Source organism: Maritalea mobilis (assembly GCF_019800885.1).
In the GTDB taxonomy this organism is placed as follows: Bacteria; Pseudomonadota; Alphaproteobacteria; order Rhodobacterales; family Rhodobacteraceae; genus Roseibacterium; species Roseibacterium beibuensis.
Window position 1 is genome coordinate 1,449,666 of sequence record NZ_JAHVKE010000001.1, and the last position, 17,333, is coordinate 1,466,998.

The window sequence follows — 17,333 nt, forward strand, 5'->3', positions numbered from 1 at the left end:
CGGCAATGGAACCGCCCGCCCCCACCCTGTCCGAGATCACCCGCGTGTTCGGACGGATCGGCCTGCTCAGCTTTGGCGGGCCGGCGGCGCAGATTGCGCTGATGCATCGCGAGCTGGTCGAAGACCGCCCCTGGCTGACCGAGACGCAATACCTGAACGCGCTGAGCTTCTGCATGCTCTTGCCCGGACCCGAAGCGATGCAACTGGCCACCTACGCCGGCTGGCGTCTGCACGGCACGCTCGGCGGCTTGATCGCGGGGCTTTTCTTCGTGGTGCCGGGCGCGCTGGTGATCCTCGGGCTGGCCGCGCTTTATGCCACCTATGGCGACATCCCCTTGGCCGAGGCGCTGTTTCTGGGCATCAAGGCCGCCGTCATCGTCATCGTTGCACAAGCGTTGTGGCGCGTTTCCAAGAAAGCGCTGAGTGGAACGCGCGCATGGGCGCTGGCCATCACCGCCTTTCTGGGCCTGTTCGTCTTCGCCCTGCCCTTTCCGCTGATCGTCCTCGGCGCGGGGCTGATCGGCGCGATGACCGCCAGAAGCGGCGGCACGTCGCCACCCCATGCCGTGCCGATGGCGCGCACCCTGCGCACCGTCCTTCTGTGGGGCGCAATCTGGCTGGTGCCGCTTGGCGCACTCTGGCTGATCGCCCCGGGCGGGACGCTGGCCGAGATCGGCCTGTTCTTCGCCAAGCTCGCCGTCGTGACCTTTGGCGGGGCCTATGCCGTCCTTGCCTGGATGGTGCAGGAGGTGGTCCAGACCCATGGCTGGTTGACCACGGCACAGATGATGGACGCGCTGGGGCTGGCCGAGACCACGCCCGGCCCCCTGATCCTGGTGACCGAGTTCGTGGGGTTCCTGGCAGGGGCCTATGAGGGGGGCATCGCGCTTGGCGTCGCGGCGGCGCTTGTCACGCTTTGGGTGACCTTTGCGCCGTGTTTCCTCTGGATCTTCGCGGGCGCGCCTTACGTCGAATGGATCGCCACGCAACCCCGCCTGACCGGCGCGCTGTCGGCCATCACGGCGGCCGTCGTGGGTGTCATCGCGAACCTCTCGCTCTGGTTCGCGCTGCATGTCGTCTTTGGCGAGGTCAGGCGGGTGGTCGTCGGCCCCGCGACCCTTTGGCTGCCCGAGGCGGCGACCTGGCAGCCGGATGCGGTGGTCCTGACGGGGTTGGCCGCGTTGCTGATCCTGTGGCGCAAACTCGACCTGATCCTCGCCCTGCCCCTGATGGCGCTGGCGGGCCTGGGGTGGCGCTTTGCCAGCGGAGTAATCTAGGCGCGTTTTCGCGGTTGACTCCTGCCCCGCCCAAGGTAAAAGGCGCACTCCACAGATTTGCGGACGCTCTTTTGCGTCCCGCCCCGCTTAACCCGAGGAGCCCACCATGGCGAAGCCGACCACCATCAAGATCCGCCTGAACTCCACGGCGGGGACCGGCCACTTCTACGTGACCAAGAAAAACGCGCGCACCATGACCGAGAAGATGACCGTACGAAAGTACGATCCCGTCGCGCGCAAGCACGTCGAGTACAAGGAAGGCAAGATCAAGTAAGATCGACCTCCATATTCCGACAGACCGGGCCGCGCACACACTGCGCGGCCTTTTTGTTTTTCAGGTCACGAAAGTCACAGCCATGCTGTCCGAGATCACGATACGGCCCACCACCGCCGCCGACATGGCGGCCATCGATACGCTCTTGTCCGAAAGCTACCCGGTCCTGCTTGGGCCCGATTACGAGGCGGAGGTTCTGGAAACCTCCCTGCCCGTCATCGCGCGCGCCCGGCCCGAGTTGGTGCGCTCCGGCAGCTACTATGTCGCCGAAGATTCGGCGGGCCGTGCGCTGGCCGCAGGCGGCTGGACCCATACCGGCCCGCAAGGGGGCGTCGGACCGCGCGACGTGGGCCATATCCGCCATGTCGTCACCCACCCGGATGCGACCCGGCGGGGCCTTGGCAGCGCCATTCTGGAACATTGTTTCGACAAGGCCCGATCACAGGGGATCACGTGGCTTTTGTGCCAATCGACGCGCACGGCGGTGCCGTTCTACCGCATCATGGGGTTCGAGGACCGGGCCGAGATCGACATCACGCTGGAACCCGGCATCACTTTTCCGGCCGTGGAAATGGCGCGCGTTCTCTGAGCGGTGACCCGGAAATCTCGAGATTTCCGGGCCGTTTTCCTCGAGGAAAACGCGCGCCTATAGCTCGACCGTTTCGCCCACTTCGGGCGCCACGACGTTGCGGCCCGGCAGGGCCGCGACCAGCGCCTCGGCGTCCTGCGCCAGAAGCGGGAAGGTCTTGTAATGGACGGGGATCACCGTCTTCAGATCGAAGAGTTTCGAGGCGGCATAGGCCGCACGCTCCATATCCATGGTGAAATGCCCGCCGGCGCAGAGAATGCCGATTTCGGGCGCGTGCAGATCCTGAAGCACCTTCATGTCTGCCATCACGTCCGTATCGCCCGAGACGTAGACTGTCCGTCCCTCGCCACGGATCATGTAGCCGGCCTCACCCCCGGTATACATCGGGCCGTTCGGCGTCGCGATGGAAGAGGAATGCGTCGCGTTCACCATGGTCACGGCGACGTCGCCGATCATCACCGTACCGCCCTTGTTGAACCCGGTGACCTCGATGCCCTCGGTCTCGCCCCAATGGCTCATCAATTCGTAGATGCCGTAGACCGGCACCCCAAGCTCCTTTGACAGCGCAACGGCATCGGTGGTGTGGTCGCCATGGCCATGGGTGATCAGGATGGCTGTAGCACCCGCCAGCATGGCGGCGCGCTTGTCGGCGGGCCACATCGGATTGCCGGTTTCCCAAGGATCGATCAAGAGAACCTGATCGCCGATCTCCAGGCGGATGCTGGCATGTCCGAGCCAAGTGTATTTCATGGTTACCCCCTGAACGTTGGATTGAATGCGCCTAGGGGGAGAGTGTCGCGCGCGCGCAGGCAGGTAAAGCCCCGGACCGCCTTATTCGGCCGGAAAGGCGTCGACCCGCTGGGCGGCGGCGTCCTGGTCGAGGACGCGGTTGCGCAGCGCGATTGCAAAAAGCGCCGACCACGCGCCCGCCAGGATCACGGCGACGGCCAGCGTGCTGGGAAAATCCAATCCCCGCATCATCAGAGGCGGGATGATCAGGATACAGGAGGTGAAAGACCCGATCATACCGGGAAACACGATACACAGGAAATTCTTTACAAAACGTTCCATGGGAGTGTCCCCCTTGAATGCCGATTTCCGCTTTTTTTCCGCGTTCGACCGATGGTTGGCCTGAAAACCTGTCCGGAATGAGGCAAGCTGAAGGAATTCGCGCCCAATTCGTTGCACCACCACCGGAGCCGACTGGTGCTTGCAGCGCCCCGGAGGCCTCGCTAAACCCGCCGTGACGCGAAAGGCCCCGCCGGGGCCTGTCCGAGTGACGGAGACCGCCCGATGTCCATCGACACCGCAACCGCCGCCAAGGTGGCGAAACTCGCCCGCATCAAGGTCGAGGAAGAGGACCTGCCCGCGCTGGCACAGGAGTTCAATGCGATCCTCGGCTTCATCGAGCAGCTGAACGAGCTGAACGTGGATGATGTAGAGCCGATGACCAGCGTCGAGCCGATGCGCCTCAAGCGCCGCGAGGATGTGGTGACTGACGGCAACCAGCCCGAAAAGGTGCTGGCAAACGCGCCCGACGCGCGCGAAGGCTTTTTCGCCGTGCCCAAGGTGGTGGAGTGATCGCCATGTCCGACTTGACAAAACTGACCATTGCCGAGGCCCGTGACGCGCTGCGCAAAGGCGATACGACCAGCGTCGAGCTGACCGAGGCTTGCCTGACGGCCATCGAGGGGGCCGATGCGCTCGGCGCTTTCGTCCACAAGACGCCCGAGATCGCGATGGACCGCGCGAAGGCTGCCGATGAGCGGATCAAGGCCGGCGATGCGCCCGCCATGTGCGGCATCCCCGTCGGCATCAAGGACCTGTTCTGCACCGAGGGCGTGGACAGCCAGGCCGCCTCGAAAATCCTTGAAGGGTTCAAGCCGAAATATGAATCCACCGTGTCGGGCCAGTTGAAGGACGCGGGCGCGGTCATGCTGGGCAAGCTGAACATGGACGAATTCGCCATGGGCAGTTCCAACGAGACCAGCGTGTACGGAAACGCCGTGAACCCGTGGCGCGCCGAAGGGTCGGCCGAAGCGCTGACGCCCGGTGGCTCGTCCGGTGGCTCGGCCAGCGCGGTTGCCGCCGACCTCTGCCTTGCCGCGACGGGCACGGACACCGGCGGCTCCATCCGTCAGCCCGCCGCCTTTACCGGGATCGTCGGCCTGAAGCCGACCTATGGCCGCTGCTCGCGCTGGGGCATCGTGGCCTTTGCCTCGTCGCTCGATCAGGCGGGGCCGATGACCAAGACGGTGCGCGACGCCGCCATCATGGGCCAGGCGATGATGGGCCATGACCCCAAGGACTCGACCAGCGCCGACCGGGCCGTGCCCGATTTCGAGGCGATGCTGACTGGCGATATCCGCGGCAAGGTGATCGGCATTCCGACCGAATACCGGATGGACGGCATGCCCGCCGAGATCGAGGCGCTTTGGGAAAAGGGCGCCGAGATGCTGCAGGACGCCGGGGCCGAGCTGCGCCAGATCAGCCTGCCACACACGAAATACGCCCTGCCCGCCTATTACGTGATCGCCCCCGCCGAAGCCTCGTCCAACCTGGCGCGGTATGATGGCGTACGCTTTGGCTATCGCGCCAAGCTCGACCAGGGCGACGGCATCACCGAGATGTACGAGAAGACCCGGGCCGAGGGCTTCGGCGCCGAGGTGAAGCGCCGCGTGATGGTCGGGACCTACGTGCTGTCCGCCGGGTTCTACGACGCCTATTACAACCGCGCCCGTAAGGTCCGCGCGCTAATCAAGCGCGATTTCGACATGGTCTTTGCCGAAGGTGTCGATGCGATCCTGACGCCCGCCACCCCGTCCGCGGCATTCGAGCTGGGGCAAAGCTTCGACGATCCGGTTCAGATGTATCTCAACGACGTCTTTACCGTGACGGTGAACCTTGCCGGTCTGCCCGGCATCTCGGTGCCCGCCGGGCTCGATGCCAAGGGCCTTCCGCTTGGCCTCCAGTTGATCGGGCGTCCTTGGGAAGAGGGTGATCTGCTCAACACGGCCTACGCGCTGGAGAACGCCGCGGGCTTTGTGGCGAAGCCCGGGAAATGGTGGTAAATTCGGCTCAACGTTCCTCCGACGAGGCCGAGCAATGATAAAACAAAGTGTAATCGTGGCTGCGCTGGTGGCCCTGTCTGCCTGCGTGAGCGTTCCCAACGACATGCCCGAAACCACCGAGGCTCGTGCTCAGGCCGCGTTCGAGGCGCGCCGCGCGCAATTGCAAGGCACGCCCGCATCGGTCCCGCCCACCGCTCCGGCCCCGACGGATGATATCGCCGCCACGGCCGCCGCCGCGATTGCCGAGGCGGAGGCGGAAACGGGTGGCACGCCCCCGGCCACGCCGGACACACCCGCGGCCCCAGCCCCTGCCGGTGTCGCAGCCCCGGCCGGTCGCGGCCTGCCCGCCCTGCCGGGCAGCAGCACGCCGCCGGATGACAGCGCGCCGGGTTGTGCCCAGTTTGCCACCGCCGGTGCCGCGCAGAACTGGTTCATCGCCAATGGCGGGCCGAGCATCGACCCCGACAACCTCGACCCCGATGGCGACGGGTTCGTCTGCGGCTGGCGCCCGACGAACGGCTGAGGCGACGTGCGCTCTCCCAATCACGGGCCAAGGCGTGACGGGCTGCGTCCCGAGCTGGTCGTGCTGCATTACACCGCGATGACGGAGTGCACCGCGGCGGAAAAGGCCCTGTGCGACCCCGCGCGCGAGGTGTCTGCGCATTACCTCGTGTCGCGGACGGGCGAGGTCATTCAACTGGTCGATGAAGAGGCGCGCGCCTGGCACGCGGGCGCAGGCAACTGGCGCGGCGCGGGCGACGTCAATTCCCGCTCTATCGGGATCGAGTTGGACAATGACGGGGGTTCGCCGTTCGCCGCCCCCTTGATGGATGCGCTTGAGGGCCTGCTTCGCGGCATCCTGGAGCGCTGGAGCATCCCGCCCGCAGGCGTCATCGCCCATTCCGACATGGCGCCCGAGCGGAAATCCGACCCGGGCCCACGCTTCGACTGGCAGCGCCTTGCCCGGCAAGGGCTTGCCATCTGGCCCGATCCGGCCCCGCTCGGCACCGTCGATTCCGACCGCTTTCGCGCCGATGCGCTGGCCTTCGGCTACCCGGATGTCTCGGACGATCTGCTGCTCCGCGCGCTGCGCCTGCGCTTTCGGCCCTCGGTCAGCGGACCGCTCGATGCCGCCGATTGCGCCATCGCGGCCGAGCTTGCCGCCCGATATGGACGTTGACCGCGACCGCCCGCGCCCATAGATGACCCAAGCGCGGAGGGCCGGATGGCCGCGGGGTGGCAACACCGCGAGGAAAGTCCGGACTCCCTGAAGCAACGGTGCCGGGTAATGCCCGGGCGGAGCAATCCGACGGAAAGCGCCACAGAAATGAAACTACCCCGGTCCGCCGGGGAAAAGGTGAAACGGTGGGGTAAGAGCCCACCGCGCGCTTGGCAACAAGGGCGGCACGGCAAGCCCCACCGGGAGCAATGCCGAATAGGGATCGCATCACGGGGCGCTTCACCCCCGCGATCCGGGTTGGCAGCTAGAGCACACCGGCAACGGTGCGCCTAGAGGAATGGCCATCCAGAGGGGGCAACCCCTTGGACAGAATCCGGCTTACAGGCCCTCCGCGCGTATTTCCTACTTTTGATCCGGCATGCCGGTGGATTCGCCCCCTTGGCCCGTGATATGCCGTGCGCAAAGCAAAATAGCCCGCCGAGGGGCAGCTCAAATCGTGCAGCACCTGAAACCCACCTCCAAGCATGGCACCGTGATGGCGGTGTCGATGATGAAGGACGAGGCGCCCTTCCTGCTGGAATGGTTCGCCCATCACCTTGCTGTCGGCTTCACCGATATCCTCGTCTACACGAATGACTGTTCCGACGGCACGGTCGAAATGCTGCAACGGCTTGAGGAACTGGGGCTCGGCTATCACCGTCCCAACAATATTCCCGAGGGGCAGAAACCGCAGCCCTCCGCGCTGAACCATGCGCAGGCCGAACCGCTGGTGCGGGACGCCGACTGGGTGCTGGTCTTCGATGCCGACGAGTTCCTGGCGATCAACCACCCCTCCGGCACGCTGGAAGGGATGTTGGACGATGCCGTGGCCCTTGGGGCGAACGGGATCGTGATAACGTGGCGCATCTTCGGCTCGGGCGGCGTGGTCGACTGGTCGCGCGCGCCGGTGACCGAGCAATATACCCGCGCCGCGCCGCCGCTCTGGAACAAGGGCTGGGGGGTCAAGACGCTCTTCAAGTTCGACCACCAGTACTGGAAGCTCGGCATCCATCGGCCCTCGATCAAGAACAAGTGGCTGGAGACGGAGTTTCCCGACAGCGTGAAATGGCTCAACGGGTCAGGCCAGCCGATGGAGGACTATTTCAAGTTCCGCGGCTGGCGCTCGATCCGGCGCACGATCGGCTATGACTGGGCGCAGATGAACCACTACGCCGTGAAGTCGGTCGACAGCTACGCCGTGCGCAAGTTCCGCGGCAACGTGAACAACAAGAAAGACAAGTACAACGCCGATTACTGGTCGCTTCAGGACCGCAACGAGGTCGAGGATACCGCCATCCTGCGTCACGCCGCACGCCGGGCCGAGATCGTCGCGGAATTGCTGAAAGACCCCGTCCTGAACGAGTTGCACCATGCCGCGCTGGAGCGGGTGGAGAAGCGCCTCGACGATTACCGCCAGACCGAGGCCTACCAGCAGTTGCGCGATAGCCTGATCGAGGCGGGCAAGGTGCCGATCACGCAGGTCGAGGCCAAGCCGCCCCAGGCCCGCGACCCCGCCAAGATCGCCGCGCTGATGAGCCGGGTCGAGAAGAAGGCGGCCAACCAACCCAAGGAAGAACGCCGAAACGAAACCGTGGCGGGTTGGGCCGCGCCCGATGGCGACCCGTACATGGAAGGCACGATCGACATCTCGGGCGACATCGCCGTGGAATGGGTCGCCAACCATGACATCGAACTGCCCGCCGACCCCCGCATCTTTGCGCCTGAAACGCTCAGCGCGATCCTGATCGGCCGGTTCGAGCGCCGCCACGCGCGCAACATCGCGGGCTATCTGGACGGGTGCGCACGCGTGCTGGAAATCGGCACCGGGGTGGGCTTCATTCCCATGCGCGTGATCTCGATCAGCCAGGGCTTGGTCTACATGGGTCAGGACAGCCGCGCGCCATTGATCGAGATGGCCAAGCGGATCGCCGCACGCAACGGGATCGAGGACACGTCACGCCTGAAGCTATCGGACGGCCCGCTGCGCCTACCGAACGACGGCGCGTCCGAGGCCGGGGGCCTTGCCGCCTACCTGAATGATTTCCGCCCCGACGCCCTGCGCATCGCGCGGCCTGCCGACGTGCCACCCGACCTGCTGGGCAATCTCGACCTGAAGACGGTCAGGCGCATCCTCATCCCCTTCGTCTCGGACGAGCAGGCCGAAGCCTTCCGCGCGGAATACACGCCGGTGCTCGAACGCGCGGGGTTCGTCGAGGACGCGGATCGCGCCGGGTCCGGCAGCCTGCAATTCGACCGCCGACCGTGACAGGCCGGGGGCTTGGCGGCAAAACGGGGCGGGTCTAGTGTCGCGCCATAACACGACGGGAGAGGCCGGTGAGCGATACCCCTACGAATGACGAGTTGCAGCCCCCCAGCCATGGTGTCGTGGTCCATGCTCCCAATGGCGACGTGATCCGATACGATCCGTCCGGCCTGATCCTGCGCCTGTCCGACAAGGTCATCGAAGATATCGCGCTGCGCCTCGGGCACCGGCCCGTTTCACCCGGCGCGGCCCAACCCGATCAAGCGGATGCCGCTACAGAGGTGGATGCCGAGGCCGCGCTGGCGGGCGTCGACGCGTGGGATATCCGGCAAGAGGGGCCGTGGCTGCGCTTTTCCGCCCGGATGCCGGGCGAACAAGGCGTACGCGGTTTCCGCAAACCCGTTTCCGGCGGCGATATCCTCGCCGACAGTCCCGGTGCGGTCCTCGGCTTTCTCGGGCTGGGTGGCCCACGCGCGGCCCTTGCCACTCTGCGCCCCCCGGCCTTTCCGCCGCATATCGTGGCGCCCGCGGACGATATCGGCGCGGTCGGGCATGCTGGCATCGAGACCGCGCAGAAAACCGACCGGCTGGAACACCTGCGCGAGGTCACGCATGAGGCACTCGTCGCCGAAACGATGCTCTACTGGCAGCTTGAGAAATACGAGCCGCTGCCCCTGTTCGTCACCCGCGTGGAGACCGACGGGTCAGCCACCGCCAAAGATCTCGCCAAGGGACAAGCCGCCGAGAACCTTCTGATCGCGGCCGAAAACCTGCGCGACGCCGCCCTGACCATGGGCCGCAAGCCGCGCCTTCTGGCGGTGTGCCTCGATTACGCGCTGGAGGATACCTCGCCCGACGCCACCGCCTTTCGCGACGGGATGCTGGCGCTGATGGATCGTCTGGAGACCGGCCTTTGGCAACTGGGCTACGACAAGCCCCTGTTCGTTGCGCGCTTCGAGTCCGGGTTGCCCGATGTCGCGCCCGCCGCAGCGCTCGATGGGCAATGGGAACTGAGTTGGAACCACGGCGATCACAAGCTGATCCATTCCGCCCCCGCCTACATGTTCGCCCTCGACGCCTTCGACCGCCCGACCGAGGACGCCCGCGTCCAGATGGCCGAAATGACCGCCGCCGCCATTGCCGCTGGCCCCGACTGGCGCTGCCCCACCCTGTTCCTCGCCGAGCGTGAGGCGGGCGCACCCGAGGTGATCCGGGTCATCGCACAAGGCGCGGGCGAGTTGGTCATCGACCCCGACGACCTGCTTGGGGCTGGTGATGCGGCGGGCTTCCAGCTGACCGGCGACACCAGCGATGCGCAGATCATGAAGGTCGAGATCGCGCCGGATGATCCGCAGGCGGTCCTCGTCCATTGCGACCGTGCGCCCGAGGGCCCCGACCTGCGCCTCGCGTATGCCTGCGGGGCAGAGGCGCATGGCTGCCGCAACACCGGGGCTTTGCGCGATACGTGGTGGCTCGACAGCCGGACCGACACGCGCCTCTACCGATGGGCCCTGCCTGCGCATTTGCCGATCCAGCGGGGCCGCGCATGAGCCTTTTCCTCGACACCCCCCTGCCGCCCGGGGCGCTCTGCGACGATACCGCCGGCGTCCTGGCACCCGCCTTCGCCGATACGCGCACGCTTTGGTGGCACGGGGCCGAGGCCGACATGGCCACCGACAAGACTGGCGCGGTGACCCATTGGCATCCCCGGTCGGGCGAGATCACCATGCGACCCACCAAGCCGAACGAGGGTAACGGCACGCTCGGCTTCGCTGGAGACCTGACCGGCTTGCAATGCCGCCACGGTGCGCAATCCGGCCTTTTCGCGGACCGCGCCATTCCCGGCGACGCGGCGACTGCCACCATCGCGATCCGCTGGTATGTCGCCGAGGGGGACGATGCGCGCACGCTTTTCACGCTGAACACCGCCGTCCACGCCGCCGAGGAAGGCGGGGGCAACTACCTGTTTCTCAGCGCCGACGCCTCGACCCTCACGGCCAAGGACGACGCCAACACGGTCGAAACCAGCCTGCCGCTGCCCACGTCCGATGCGCCGCGGATGGCCATCGTCTCGCTCCATGCCGGGCGCATGGCGCTGCAGCTTCTCGGCGCGGACAGGGTCGAGGCACGGTCACCGACCCCAATCCTCACGGGCCCAGCCAGCCTGTTTCTCGGCTGCCGCAACCAGCGGCCCCGGCTTGTGAAAACGCTCGGCGGGGCACTTATCCTCGATGCATGGCTCTGGCCGGGGCGCGCGTTGCTCCATTCGGACACGGACGAGGACCGCGCGCTTCTGACCGCCTTGCATCGCTACCGTCTCTGGTCGGAGGACGCGGCATGAGCTTTTCCCCGGACGCCATCGCCGATAGCCATATCTGCCTGATCTGGGTCGACGACATGATCGACGTCTACACCTGGCGCGACAGTTTCGGCATCCGCATCGAGACGCCAAATCTCGACCGGTTCATGGCAAAGGCCGCCCGCTTTTCGAACGCGTATGCCACGGTGCCACTCTGCGCCCCCTGCCGGGCTGAGATCGCGACGGGTCTGTCCCCCTTCCGCACGGGTCTGGTCGATCTCAACCGGTTCTGGCGCGACGTGATGCGCCCCGAACGCGCTTGGCAATACGATCTGCGGCGCGCCGGGTTCTACACCTTCACCACGGGCAAGGTGGACAGCAATTACCAACCCATGCCCGAGGAGTATCGCCGTATCCTTTTCCACGAGGAACCGGCCGCCGAGGACAAGGGCAAGCGCCGCGGCGTGCACGCCTATCTCGACCGTGGGCCGGGCATCAAAGGCGTGAACCATCCCGACGATGACGGCAGCCAGGATGACCGGTTCTACGACTACTGGGTCGCCCAGAACGCCATCGACTTCCTCGACCGTGCCGACCCGACGCGGCGCAACCTGATCCAGCTTGGCTTCAAGCACCCGCATTACAACCTGATCACGCCCGACCGCTTCTACGCGCAATACGATCCCGCCGCGATCCGCTGGCCCGACATCGCGCATGCCGAGGATTACTTCGGCCCCCAACCCGGTTTCGCCGTCTACGAGGCCGCCTATATCGCGAACGGCGCCTGGACCCCCGAAAAAGCCGGGGACGAGGCCTGGCGGCAAGTCGTGCGCGCCTATTTCGCCGCGATTTCCCATGTCGATCACGAGATCGGGCGCTTCCTCGATGCGCTGGAAGCCTCCCCTCTGGGGCAGAACACGACCGTCATCTTCCTCAGCGATAATGGCTTCAACCTCGGCAACCACGACAGTTTCCACAAGATGAGCCAATGGGACAGCGCCGCGCATATCCCGCTTGGCATCTGGCACCCGTCGATGGAGCGCGGGGCCGAGATCGCCTTGCCGGTCAGCCTGCACAACATCCCCAAGACGATCATGCAACTGGCCGGTCTACCGCCGCGTCCCGACTGGACCTCGGGCCAATCGCTGCTGCCGCTGATCGGCGAAGGCTTCGGGGAGTATGACGACACGAAATCGCCTGTCACCTCGGTCTTCGGCACGCTGTCCGTCCGCCCCTCGGTCGAGGGGTATCGCCACCTGCGCTACTTCCGTTACCCGAACGGCGAAGAGCACGTCTACGACATCGAGACGGACCCGGGCGAGACCGAGAACCTCGTCGAGACCGCCCCGATGGAGTTTCTGCGCGCCGAACTGGTCAAGGGCGCGCTGGCGCTCGGGCTCGACCTGCGCGGCTATGAGAACCCTGCCGATGGCGTGAACGCAATGATGGCCGTCGATGGCTCGGTCATTCTAGCCGGTGGGCGCGGCGACAACGATTACTGGGCCTATGGGTCAGATGCCGAGAAGATCCGCGAAGAGAAAGACGGCGGCACCGATACGCTGTGGTACATGGCCGGACCCGATGACTACGTGCTGCACTGCCCCGCCAATGTCGAAAAGATCCGCATCGCCACCGTCGTTTCCCGCAACGAGGCGGATGGCAAGGAAGGCAAGCGCCTCAAGATCGTCGCCCACCCCGACAGCCCGATCGAGTTCGAAACCTCGGAACGCGTCGAGATCGACCTCAAAGGCTCGGACGGCGACGACATCATGATCGGACCGAAACACGGGGCCGCGACCTTCTACGGCGGCGGCGGCAATGACCTGATGATCGCCAAGGCCAAGCAAGCCAACCGCCGCCATGCCTTCTATGGCGAGGCCGGCAATGACACGCTCCACGGTGGGCCGGGCCGCGACACGCTGGATGGCGGCACGGGCGATGACGTGATCCACGGCAATTCGGGGCGCAACCATATCTATGGCGGCCATGGCAACGACCTGATCCACGATGGCGAAGGGGCGTCGACCATCGACACCGGCCCCGGCCGCAACCAGCTCCATCTCGGCGCGGGCGATCATGTCGTGCATGTGGGGGCCGGCATGACCCGGATCGAGGCCGAACCCGGTGCGAAGACCTTCCACATTGCACCGGGTGGCGTCACGATCATCGACGGGTGGACGCCGGACCAACGCTACGACCTGTCCGCCTGGCCAACGCCCCCCAAACTTACGACACCGGGTCCGCAGCAGGTCCGCCTGCGCACGGGCCTCACGATCCTGGATCTTCACGGCGTGCCCGAGGGGGCCGACATCGCGGCCCAGATCATCCAGCCAGACACCTGACCCTCCTTTTCATCTTGGCCGAAAACTCTCGGGGGAGCGCGAGGGGGCAGACAGCCCCCTCGCCCGCGGCACAGCCGCGCGCGCCGGGCGGGGTTCGATGCCCCGTCCGGCGCGCCCCGGTCAAACCTGTGGTGCGGCCGCTCTCATTTCTGCAACAGGCCACGAAAACGCCGTGCAAAGGCTTTGCCTTCGCCAGGCAAATCGGGGAGATTGACCGCCAACGACCAAGCGCGGCCCAAGCCGCCCCGTAACGAGCAGCAACAAGGGGATCCTTCGTGGAACTCAACCGTCGTCCTGTCGCCTCTCTCTGGATTGGCGACCGTTTGCAGTATCTCAACCAGCTCTGTCTGAAATCGCATCTGCGCCATGGGCATCCGGTCACGCTCTACTGCACGGACACGGTCACCAACGCCCCCGAAGGCGTCGAAATCCGCCCCGCGACCGAGATCATGGATATCCCGATGGATATCGTGGAGCAGACCTCGGCCAGCTTCTTGTCGAACGTCTTTCGATACAAGATGATCCAGAAGACCGGCGCGATCTGGATTGATTGCGACGCCTTCTGCCACAAACCCTTCCCCGATGAGTGGGAATGGATCTTCGCGGGCCACGGCATGCGCGGGGCGCTGAATTGCGGCGTCGTCGGCCTTCCGCAGCAGTGCGACCTGATGGACCTGCTGCTCGATTACTACGAGAACCTGCCCGACGTCCCGCCCTGGTGGAACAAGAACCAGCGCAAGAAGATCACCCGCCAGAAGGATGACCTCCCGCACGCGGTCAAGATCTACAAGACCGAGCGCACGGCTTTCGGCCCCCAGGCGTTCACGTATTTCGCCCAGCAGACCGGCGATTATGACCGTGCGATGACGCCGGACGCGCTCTACCCGGTTCCGTTCCAGCTCAACGACATTTTCTACGACCCCCATGGCCGCGTGGAAGGCTGGTTCACCGACAACACGGTGTCGGTCCATCTCTACACCAATGGGACCAAGCCATGGTGGCGCAAGCACCCGCCGCTCGAGAACTCCTACGCCTGGCGCATGTGCCAGGAGGTCGGGATCACGCCAGAGGACGCGCTTGAGTGATGGAGGCCGCCGCGACAGCTGAGGCGGCGCTCGATTTCGACCCGAGCCGCCGGATCGACTGGACGCCGCACTGGCACACGGACACGCTTGTCGTGCCCTGGGGGGCCAACGCGGCCCCCGGCGCGAGGCGCGCGGCCGGTCTTTTCGACAATCAGGGCCGTCTTCTCCCCCAAGGCCACTGTTATCGCTACATGGCCGGCTCGATCACGATTGAACCGGAATTGCCGGAAGACGCGGACACGCCCGAGCAGCTGCCCGGCCAATGGCTGTTCGGGGGGCTGTTCTATGGCCATTTCGGCCATTTCCTCGTGGAGACCACCAGCCGACTTTGGGCGCTGGAGGCCCTGGAAGCGCTCGGTGGCGTGGATGGGATCATTTTCCACCCGAAGAACCAGTTCACCCACGAACGCCGCCAATACAAGCATTTGGAGCCGTTCTTTGATGCGCTTGGGCTGTCGCACCTTCAGTTGCGCGCACCGCAAAGCCCGGTTCGCGTCGAGAAGCTGGCCGTGCCGGACCCCGGCTTCGGCATTGCCGAGATGGCCGCGGGCCGGCCCGAGTACCGCGACTGGATGCGGGCCAATCTCGGGCAGGATATCGCGCCAAACGCCGCGGAGGATATCTACATTTCCCGCTCCGAACTTCCGGCCAAGCGCGGGTCAGTCGTGCTCGAGAGCCGGATCGAGGCCCTGATGGAAGACGCGGGATACACCGTCTTCCACCCGCAGAACTACCCGCTCGAGGCGCAGATCGCGACCTACAAGGGCGCACGGCGGATCGTGTCGCTGGATGCGTCCTCGCTGCACCTGGCGGCCATGCTGGTTCCGACCGGTGCGAAGGTCGCCATCCTCAATCGCGGTCCCTCCAACAACATCGAGGACTATGTTCGCCAGTTCCGGCATTTCGCCCAGATCGACCCGCTGCGGATCGAGGCCGTGACAGGCTTCTTCCACCCCACCGGCCGCCGGATCATCAAGCGCGAAACACATGCGCTTCTGGACTTTCCGGCGGTTGGGCAAGCCCTCGAAGAGGCCGGGTTTATTGCGTCCGCGTCAGGCTGGACCACCCCCGACACGGCCACCATCACAGCGGCCACTGACGCGATCGCCGCGCGGCTGGACGAACCGCTCGGATTCTTCGAGACCTGAGGAGACAGCCCTTGGCCAAGGACTTCGCCTGCGCCCTGACCCATGTGCGCCACGAGGGGTATTTCCTCGAAAAGTGGATAGCCTACTACGGCGGCCTGTTCGGACGCGAAAACCTCCATGTCGTGATTGACGGGGACGATTGGGAACCGGATGTGGACCTGACCGGCATCCAGACCGAGGTGCTGCTCGACGCGCCCCGCCGCCGCATCAGGAACGATCGCTTCATGGCCAAGGAAATGTCGGGCCGCGCCAACACCCTGCGCAAGCGGTACGAGCATGTCATCCGTGGCGACGTGGACGAATATGTGGTGATCGACCCCGATAGCGGGCTGGGCTGGGAGGACGCGTTCAAGGAACTGACGGAAGAGGGCTACATCTTCGCCCTTGGCGTCGACATGGTCGAGGCCGATACCGAGGCTACCCCCATCGACCGCGCCGCACCGATCCTCGGCCAGCGCCGGCACGGCTTCGTCGCCGACCGTTACACCAAGCCCTTCGTCATTACCCGCTGGAACAACTGGGCGGGCGGCGCACACCGGCTGCTCAACCGCCCCACGGTGATCTCGAACCATTTCTTCCTGTTTCACATGGCGCTGGCCGACAAGACCGTGGCAGAGGAACGGTTGGCCGCACGCGGCGGGCTGCAACAGCACAAGTCCTTTGTCGACCACCAGACGGGGCGGCTTGACGCGATCGCCGATGACGGCTTGGCCGACCCGATCGATTTCGCCGAGGCCTGCGAGATCGGCCGTGCCCAGTTTCCCGTCGAACCCGATGGCTCCGTGGCAAAGCGCCCCCGCCCCGCCACGGACCCGCGCGCGACCGAACAGGGCCTGCCCACCACGGTGCCCGATCGGTTCTTCGGCCTTGTCTGAGCGGCGCAAGATCCCATGACCCTGACCGTCATCACCATCGCCAAGGAACCACTTCCCATCCTGCACCGGTTCCTCGACTGGCATCTCGGTCAGGGCGCGGATCGCATCATCCTTTTTCTCGACGATCCCGAGGACGATGCGCTGACCGCCTTCGCCGACGAGCCGCGGATCGACATGCGCCCCTGCACGCCCGGATTCTGGAAAACCCTGGGCCTCAGCCCCGACAAGCGCTTTACCCGACGCCAGAACGCGGCCCTGACCGCCGGCTATCACGAGGTGAGCGAGGGCTGGGTGCTGATCCTCGACGCGGACGAGTTGATGTGGTTTCCGGGCATGACCCTGGCCGAGGCGATCCGGACATTTCCCGCCGACATCCCCTCGGTCCGCGTTGCGACGGCCGAACAGGTGTTTCTCGATGACGGGACGGAGGGGTTGCGCCTGCCAATCCCGCGCGAGGCCGTGAACCGCCTCTACGGCGCGGATGCCGACCTGTTCCGCGGCCGGTTCGGGCTGGTCGGCCACCCGGAAGGCAAGAGCTTTCATCGCGCGGGCATTCCCGGCGCCAGCTTCAAGATGCATTGGGGGTTCGACAGCGCGGGGGACCGGCTGGAAGAACTGACCCTCGGGCCAAGGGATGGCGGCCATCTCGTGCATTACGGCGCCCCGACTTATGAGAACTGGCGGGCGAAGATGGAGTGGCGCACCGGGTCCTGGGGCTTCACATCTCCGGTGAAGGAGACCCTGCGCGACGCAGGCGACGGTGCGGATGCCGAGGCCGCCTACCGCGCCCTTTATGACAAGTTCTACCGGCTGGATTCCGACATGGCGGCGCGGCTTGAAGCCGAGGGCGGGCTGCTCCGTGCCGGGCCACCCGCGCGGGGGATCTAGCGC

The 17,333-nt window shown here is 65.8% G+C and carries 17 protein-coding genes and 1 other RNA gene; 16 read left to right on the forward strand and 2 right to left on the reverse strand.

Annotated elements, in window-relative coordinates; all coding sequences use genetic code 11:
- Positions 1–5: 5 nt before the first annotated feature.
- The 3 genes from chrA (at position 6) to KUV65_RS07005 (ending at position 2,140) form a co-directional block, all read left to right on the forward strand.
- The gene (gene chrA, locus KUV65_RS06995; RefSeq protein WP_222188845.1) at positions 6–1,277 is read left to right on the forward strand and encodes a chromate efflux transporter; all 1,272 of its coding nucleotides are present in this window, start codon (positions 6–8) and stop codon (positions 1,275–1,277) included.
- A 106-nt stretch (positions 1,278–1,383) separates the two neighbouring features.
- Complete coding sequence (gene rpmG, locus KUV65_RS07000; RefSeq protein ID WP_005630270.1) at positions 1,384–1,551, forward strand: 50S ribosomal protein L33; 168 nt, start codon at positions 1,384–1,386, stop codon at positions 1,549–1,551.
- Positions 1,552–1,633: 82 nt separating this feature from the next.
- Entirely contained in the window at positions 1,634–2,140 is a 507-nt protein-coding gene (locus tag KUV65_RS07005; protein ID WP_222188846.1) for a GNAT family N-acetyltransferase, read from the forward strand.
- 57 nt (positions 2,141–2,197) lie between these two features.
- Here KUV65_RS07005 and KUV65_RS07010 read toward each other — a convergent pair whose 3' ends face one another.
- Positions 2,198–2,890: a metal-dependent hydrolase gene (locus tag KUV65_RS07010; protein WP_222188848.1), complete on the reverse strand. Its 693-nt coding sequence runs from the start codon at positions 2,888–2,890 to the stop codon at positions 2,198–2,200.
- An 81-nt stretch (positions 2,891–2,971) separates the two neighbouring features.
- Positions 2,972–3,211, reverse strand: a complete 240-nt coding sequence (locus KUV65_RS07015; RefSeq protein ID WP_222188850.1) for a hypothetical protein — start codon at positions 3,209–3,211, stop codon at positions 2,972–2,974.
- 222 nt (positions 3,212–3,433) lie between these two features.
- Between KUV65_RS07015 and gatC the strand changes: the two genes are divergently transcribed.
- The 13 genes from gatC (at position 3,434) to KUV65_RS07080 (ending at position 17,330) form a co-directional block, all read left to right on the forward strand.
- Complete coding sequence (gatC, locus tag KUV65_RS07020; protein ID WP_222188852.1) at positions 3,434–3,721, forward strand: Asp-tRNA(Asn)/Glu-tRNA(Gln) amidotransferase subunit GatC; 288 nt, start codon at positions 3,434–3,436, stop codon at positions 3,719–3,721.
- 5 nt (positions 3,722–3,726) lie between these two features.
- Complete coding sequence (gene gatA, locus KUV65_RS07025) at positions 3,727–5,211, forward strand: Asp-tRNA(Asn)/Glu-tRNA(Gln) amidotransferase subunit GatA (protein WP_222188854.1); 1,485 nt, start codon at positions 3,727–3,729, stop codon at positions 5,209–5,211.
- 34 nt (positions 5,212–5,245) lie between these two features.
- Positions 5,246–5,734 (forward strand): hypothetical protein, encoded by a 489-nt coding sequence (locus tag KUV65_RS07030; RefSeq protein ID WP_222188856.1) that lies wholly within the window; start codon positions 5,246–5,248, stop codon positions 5,732–5,734.
- Positions 5,735–5,740: 6 nt separating this feature from the next.
- On the forward strand, positions 5,741–6,391 hold the full coding sequence (locus KUV65_RS07035; protein WP_222188858.1) for an N-acetylmuramoyl-L-alanine amidase: 651 nt from the start codon (positions 5,741–5,743) through the stop codon (positions 6,389–6,391).
- A gap of 33 nt (positions 6,392–6,424) precedes the next feature.
- Positions 6,425–6,788, forward strand: an RNA gene (gene rnpB / locus KUV65_RS07040) — RNase P RNA component class A.
- A gap of 99 nt (positions 6,789–6,887) precedes the next feature.
- Positions 6,888–8,696 carry a glycosyltransferase family 2 protein gene (locus tag KUV65_RS07045; protein ID WP_222188860.1) on the forward strand — a complete coding sequence of 603 codons (1,809 nt, stop codon included), beginning with the start codon at positions 6,888–6,890 and terminating at the stop codon, positions 8,694–8,696.
- A 68-nt stretch (positions 8,697–8,764) separates the two neighbouring features.
- Positions 8,765–10,243: a hypothetical protein gene (locus tag KUV65_RS07050; RefSeq protein ID WP_222188861.1), complete on the forward strand. Its 1,479-nt coding sequence runs from the start codon at positions 8,765–8,767 to the stop codon at positions 10,241–10,243.
- Positions 10,240–11,034 (forward strand): hypothetical protein, encoded by a 795-nt coding sequence (locus KUV65_RS07055; protein WP_222188863.1) that lies wholly within the window; start codon positions 10,240–10,242, stop codon positions 11,032–11,034. The genes KUV65_RS07050 and KUV65_RS07055 overlap by 4 nt, the downstream gene beginning before the upstream one ends.
- A complete protein-coding gene (locus tag KUV65_RS07060) occupies positions 11,031–13,334 on the forward strand; it encodes a sulfatase-like hydrolase/transferase (RefSeq protein WP_222188865.1) in 2,304 nt (767 codons plus the stop codon). The genes KUV65_RS07055 and KUV65_RS07060 overlap by 4 nt, the downstream gene beginning before the upstream one ends.
- 275 nt (positions 13,335–13,609) lie before the next feature.
- A complete protein-coding gene (locus KUV65_RS07065; RefSeq protein WP_222188866.1) occupies positions 13,610–14,419 on the forward strand; it encodes a hypothetical protein in 810 nt (269 codons plus the stop codon).
- The gene (locus KUV65_RS07070; protein ID WP_261331703.1) at positions 14,419–15,567 is read left to right on the forward strand and encodes a glycosyltransferase family 61 protein; all 1,149 of its coding nucleotides are present in this window, start codon (positions 14,419–14,421) and stop codon (positions 15,565–15,567) included. Before KUV65_RS07065 ends, KUV65_RS07070 begins: the two co-directional genes overlap by 1 nt.
- Before the next feature lie 11 nt (positions 15,568–15,578).
- The gene (locus KUV65_RS07075; RefSeq protein ID WP_222188868.1) at positions 15,579–16,442 is read left to right on the forward strand and encodes a hypothetical protein; all 864 of its coding nucleotides are present in this window, start codon (positions 15,579–15,581) and stop codon (positions 16,440–16,442) included.
- Between the two features lie 15 nt (positions 16,443–16,457).
- A complete protein-coding gene (locus tag KUV65_RS07080) occupies positions 16,458–17,330 on the forward strand; it encodes a glycosyltransferase family 2 protein (protein WP_222188869.1) in 873 nt (290 codons plus the stop codon).
- The last annotated feature ends 3 nt before the right edge of the window (positions 17,331–17,333 follow it).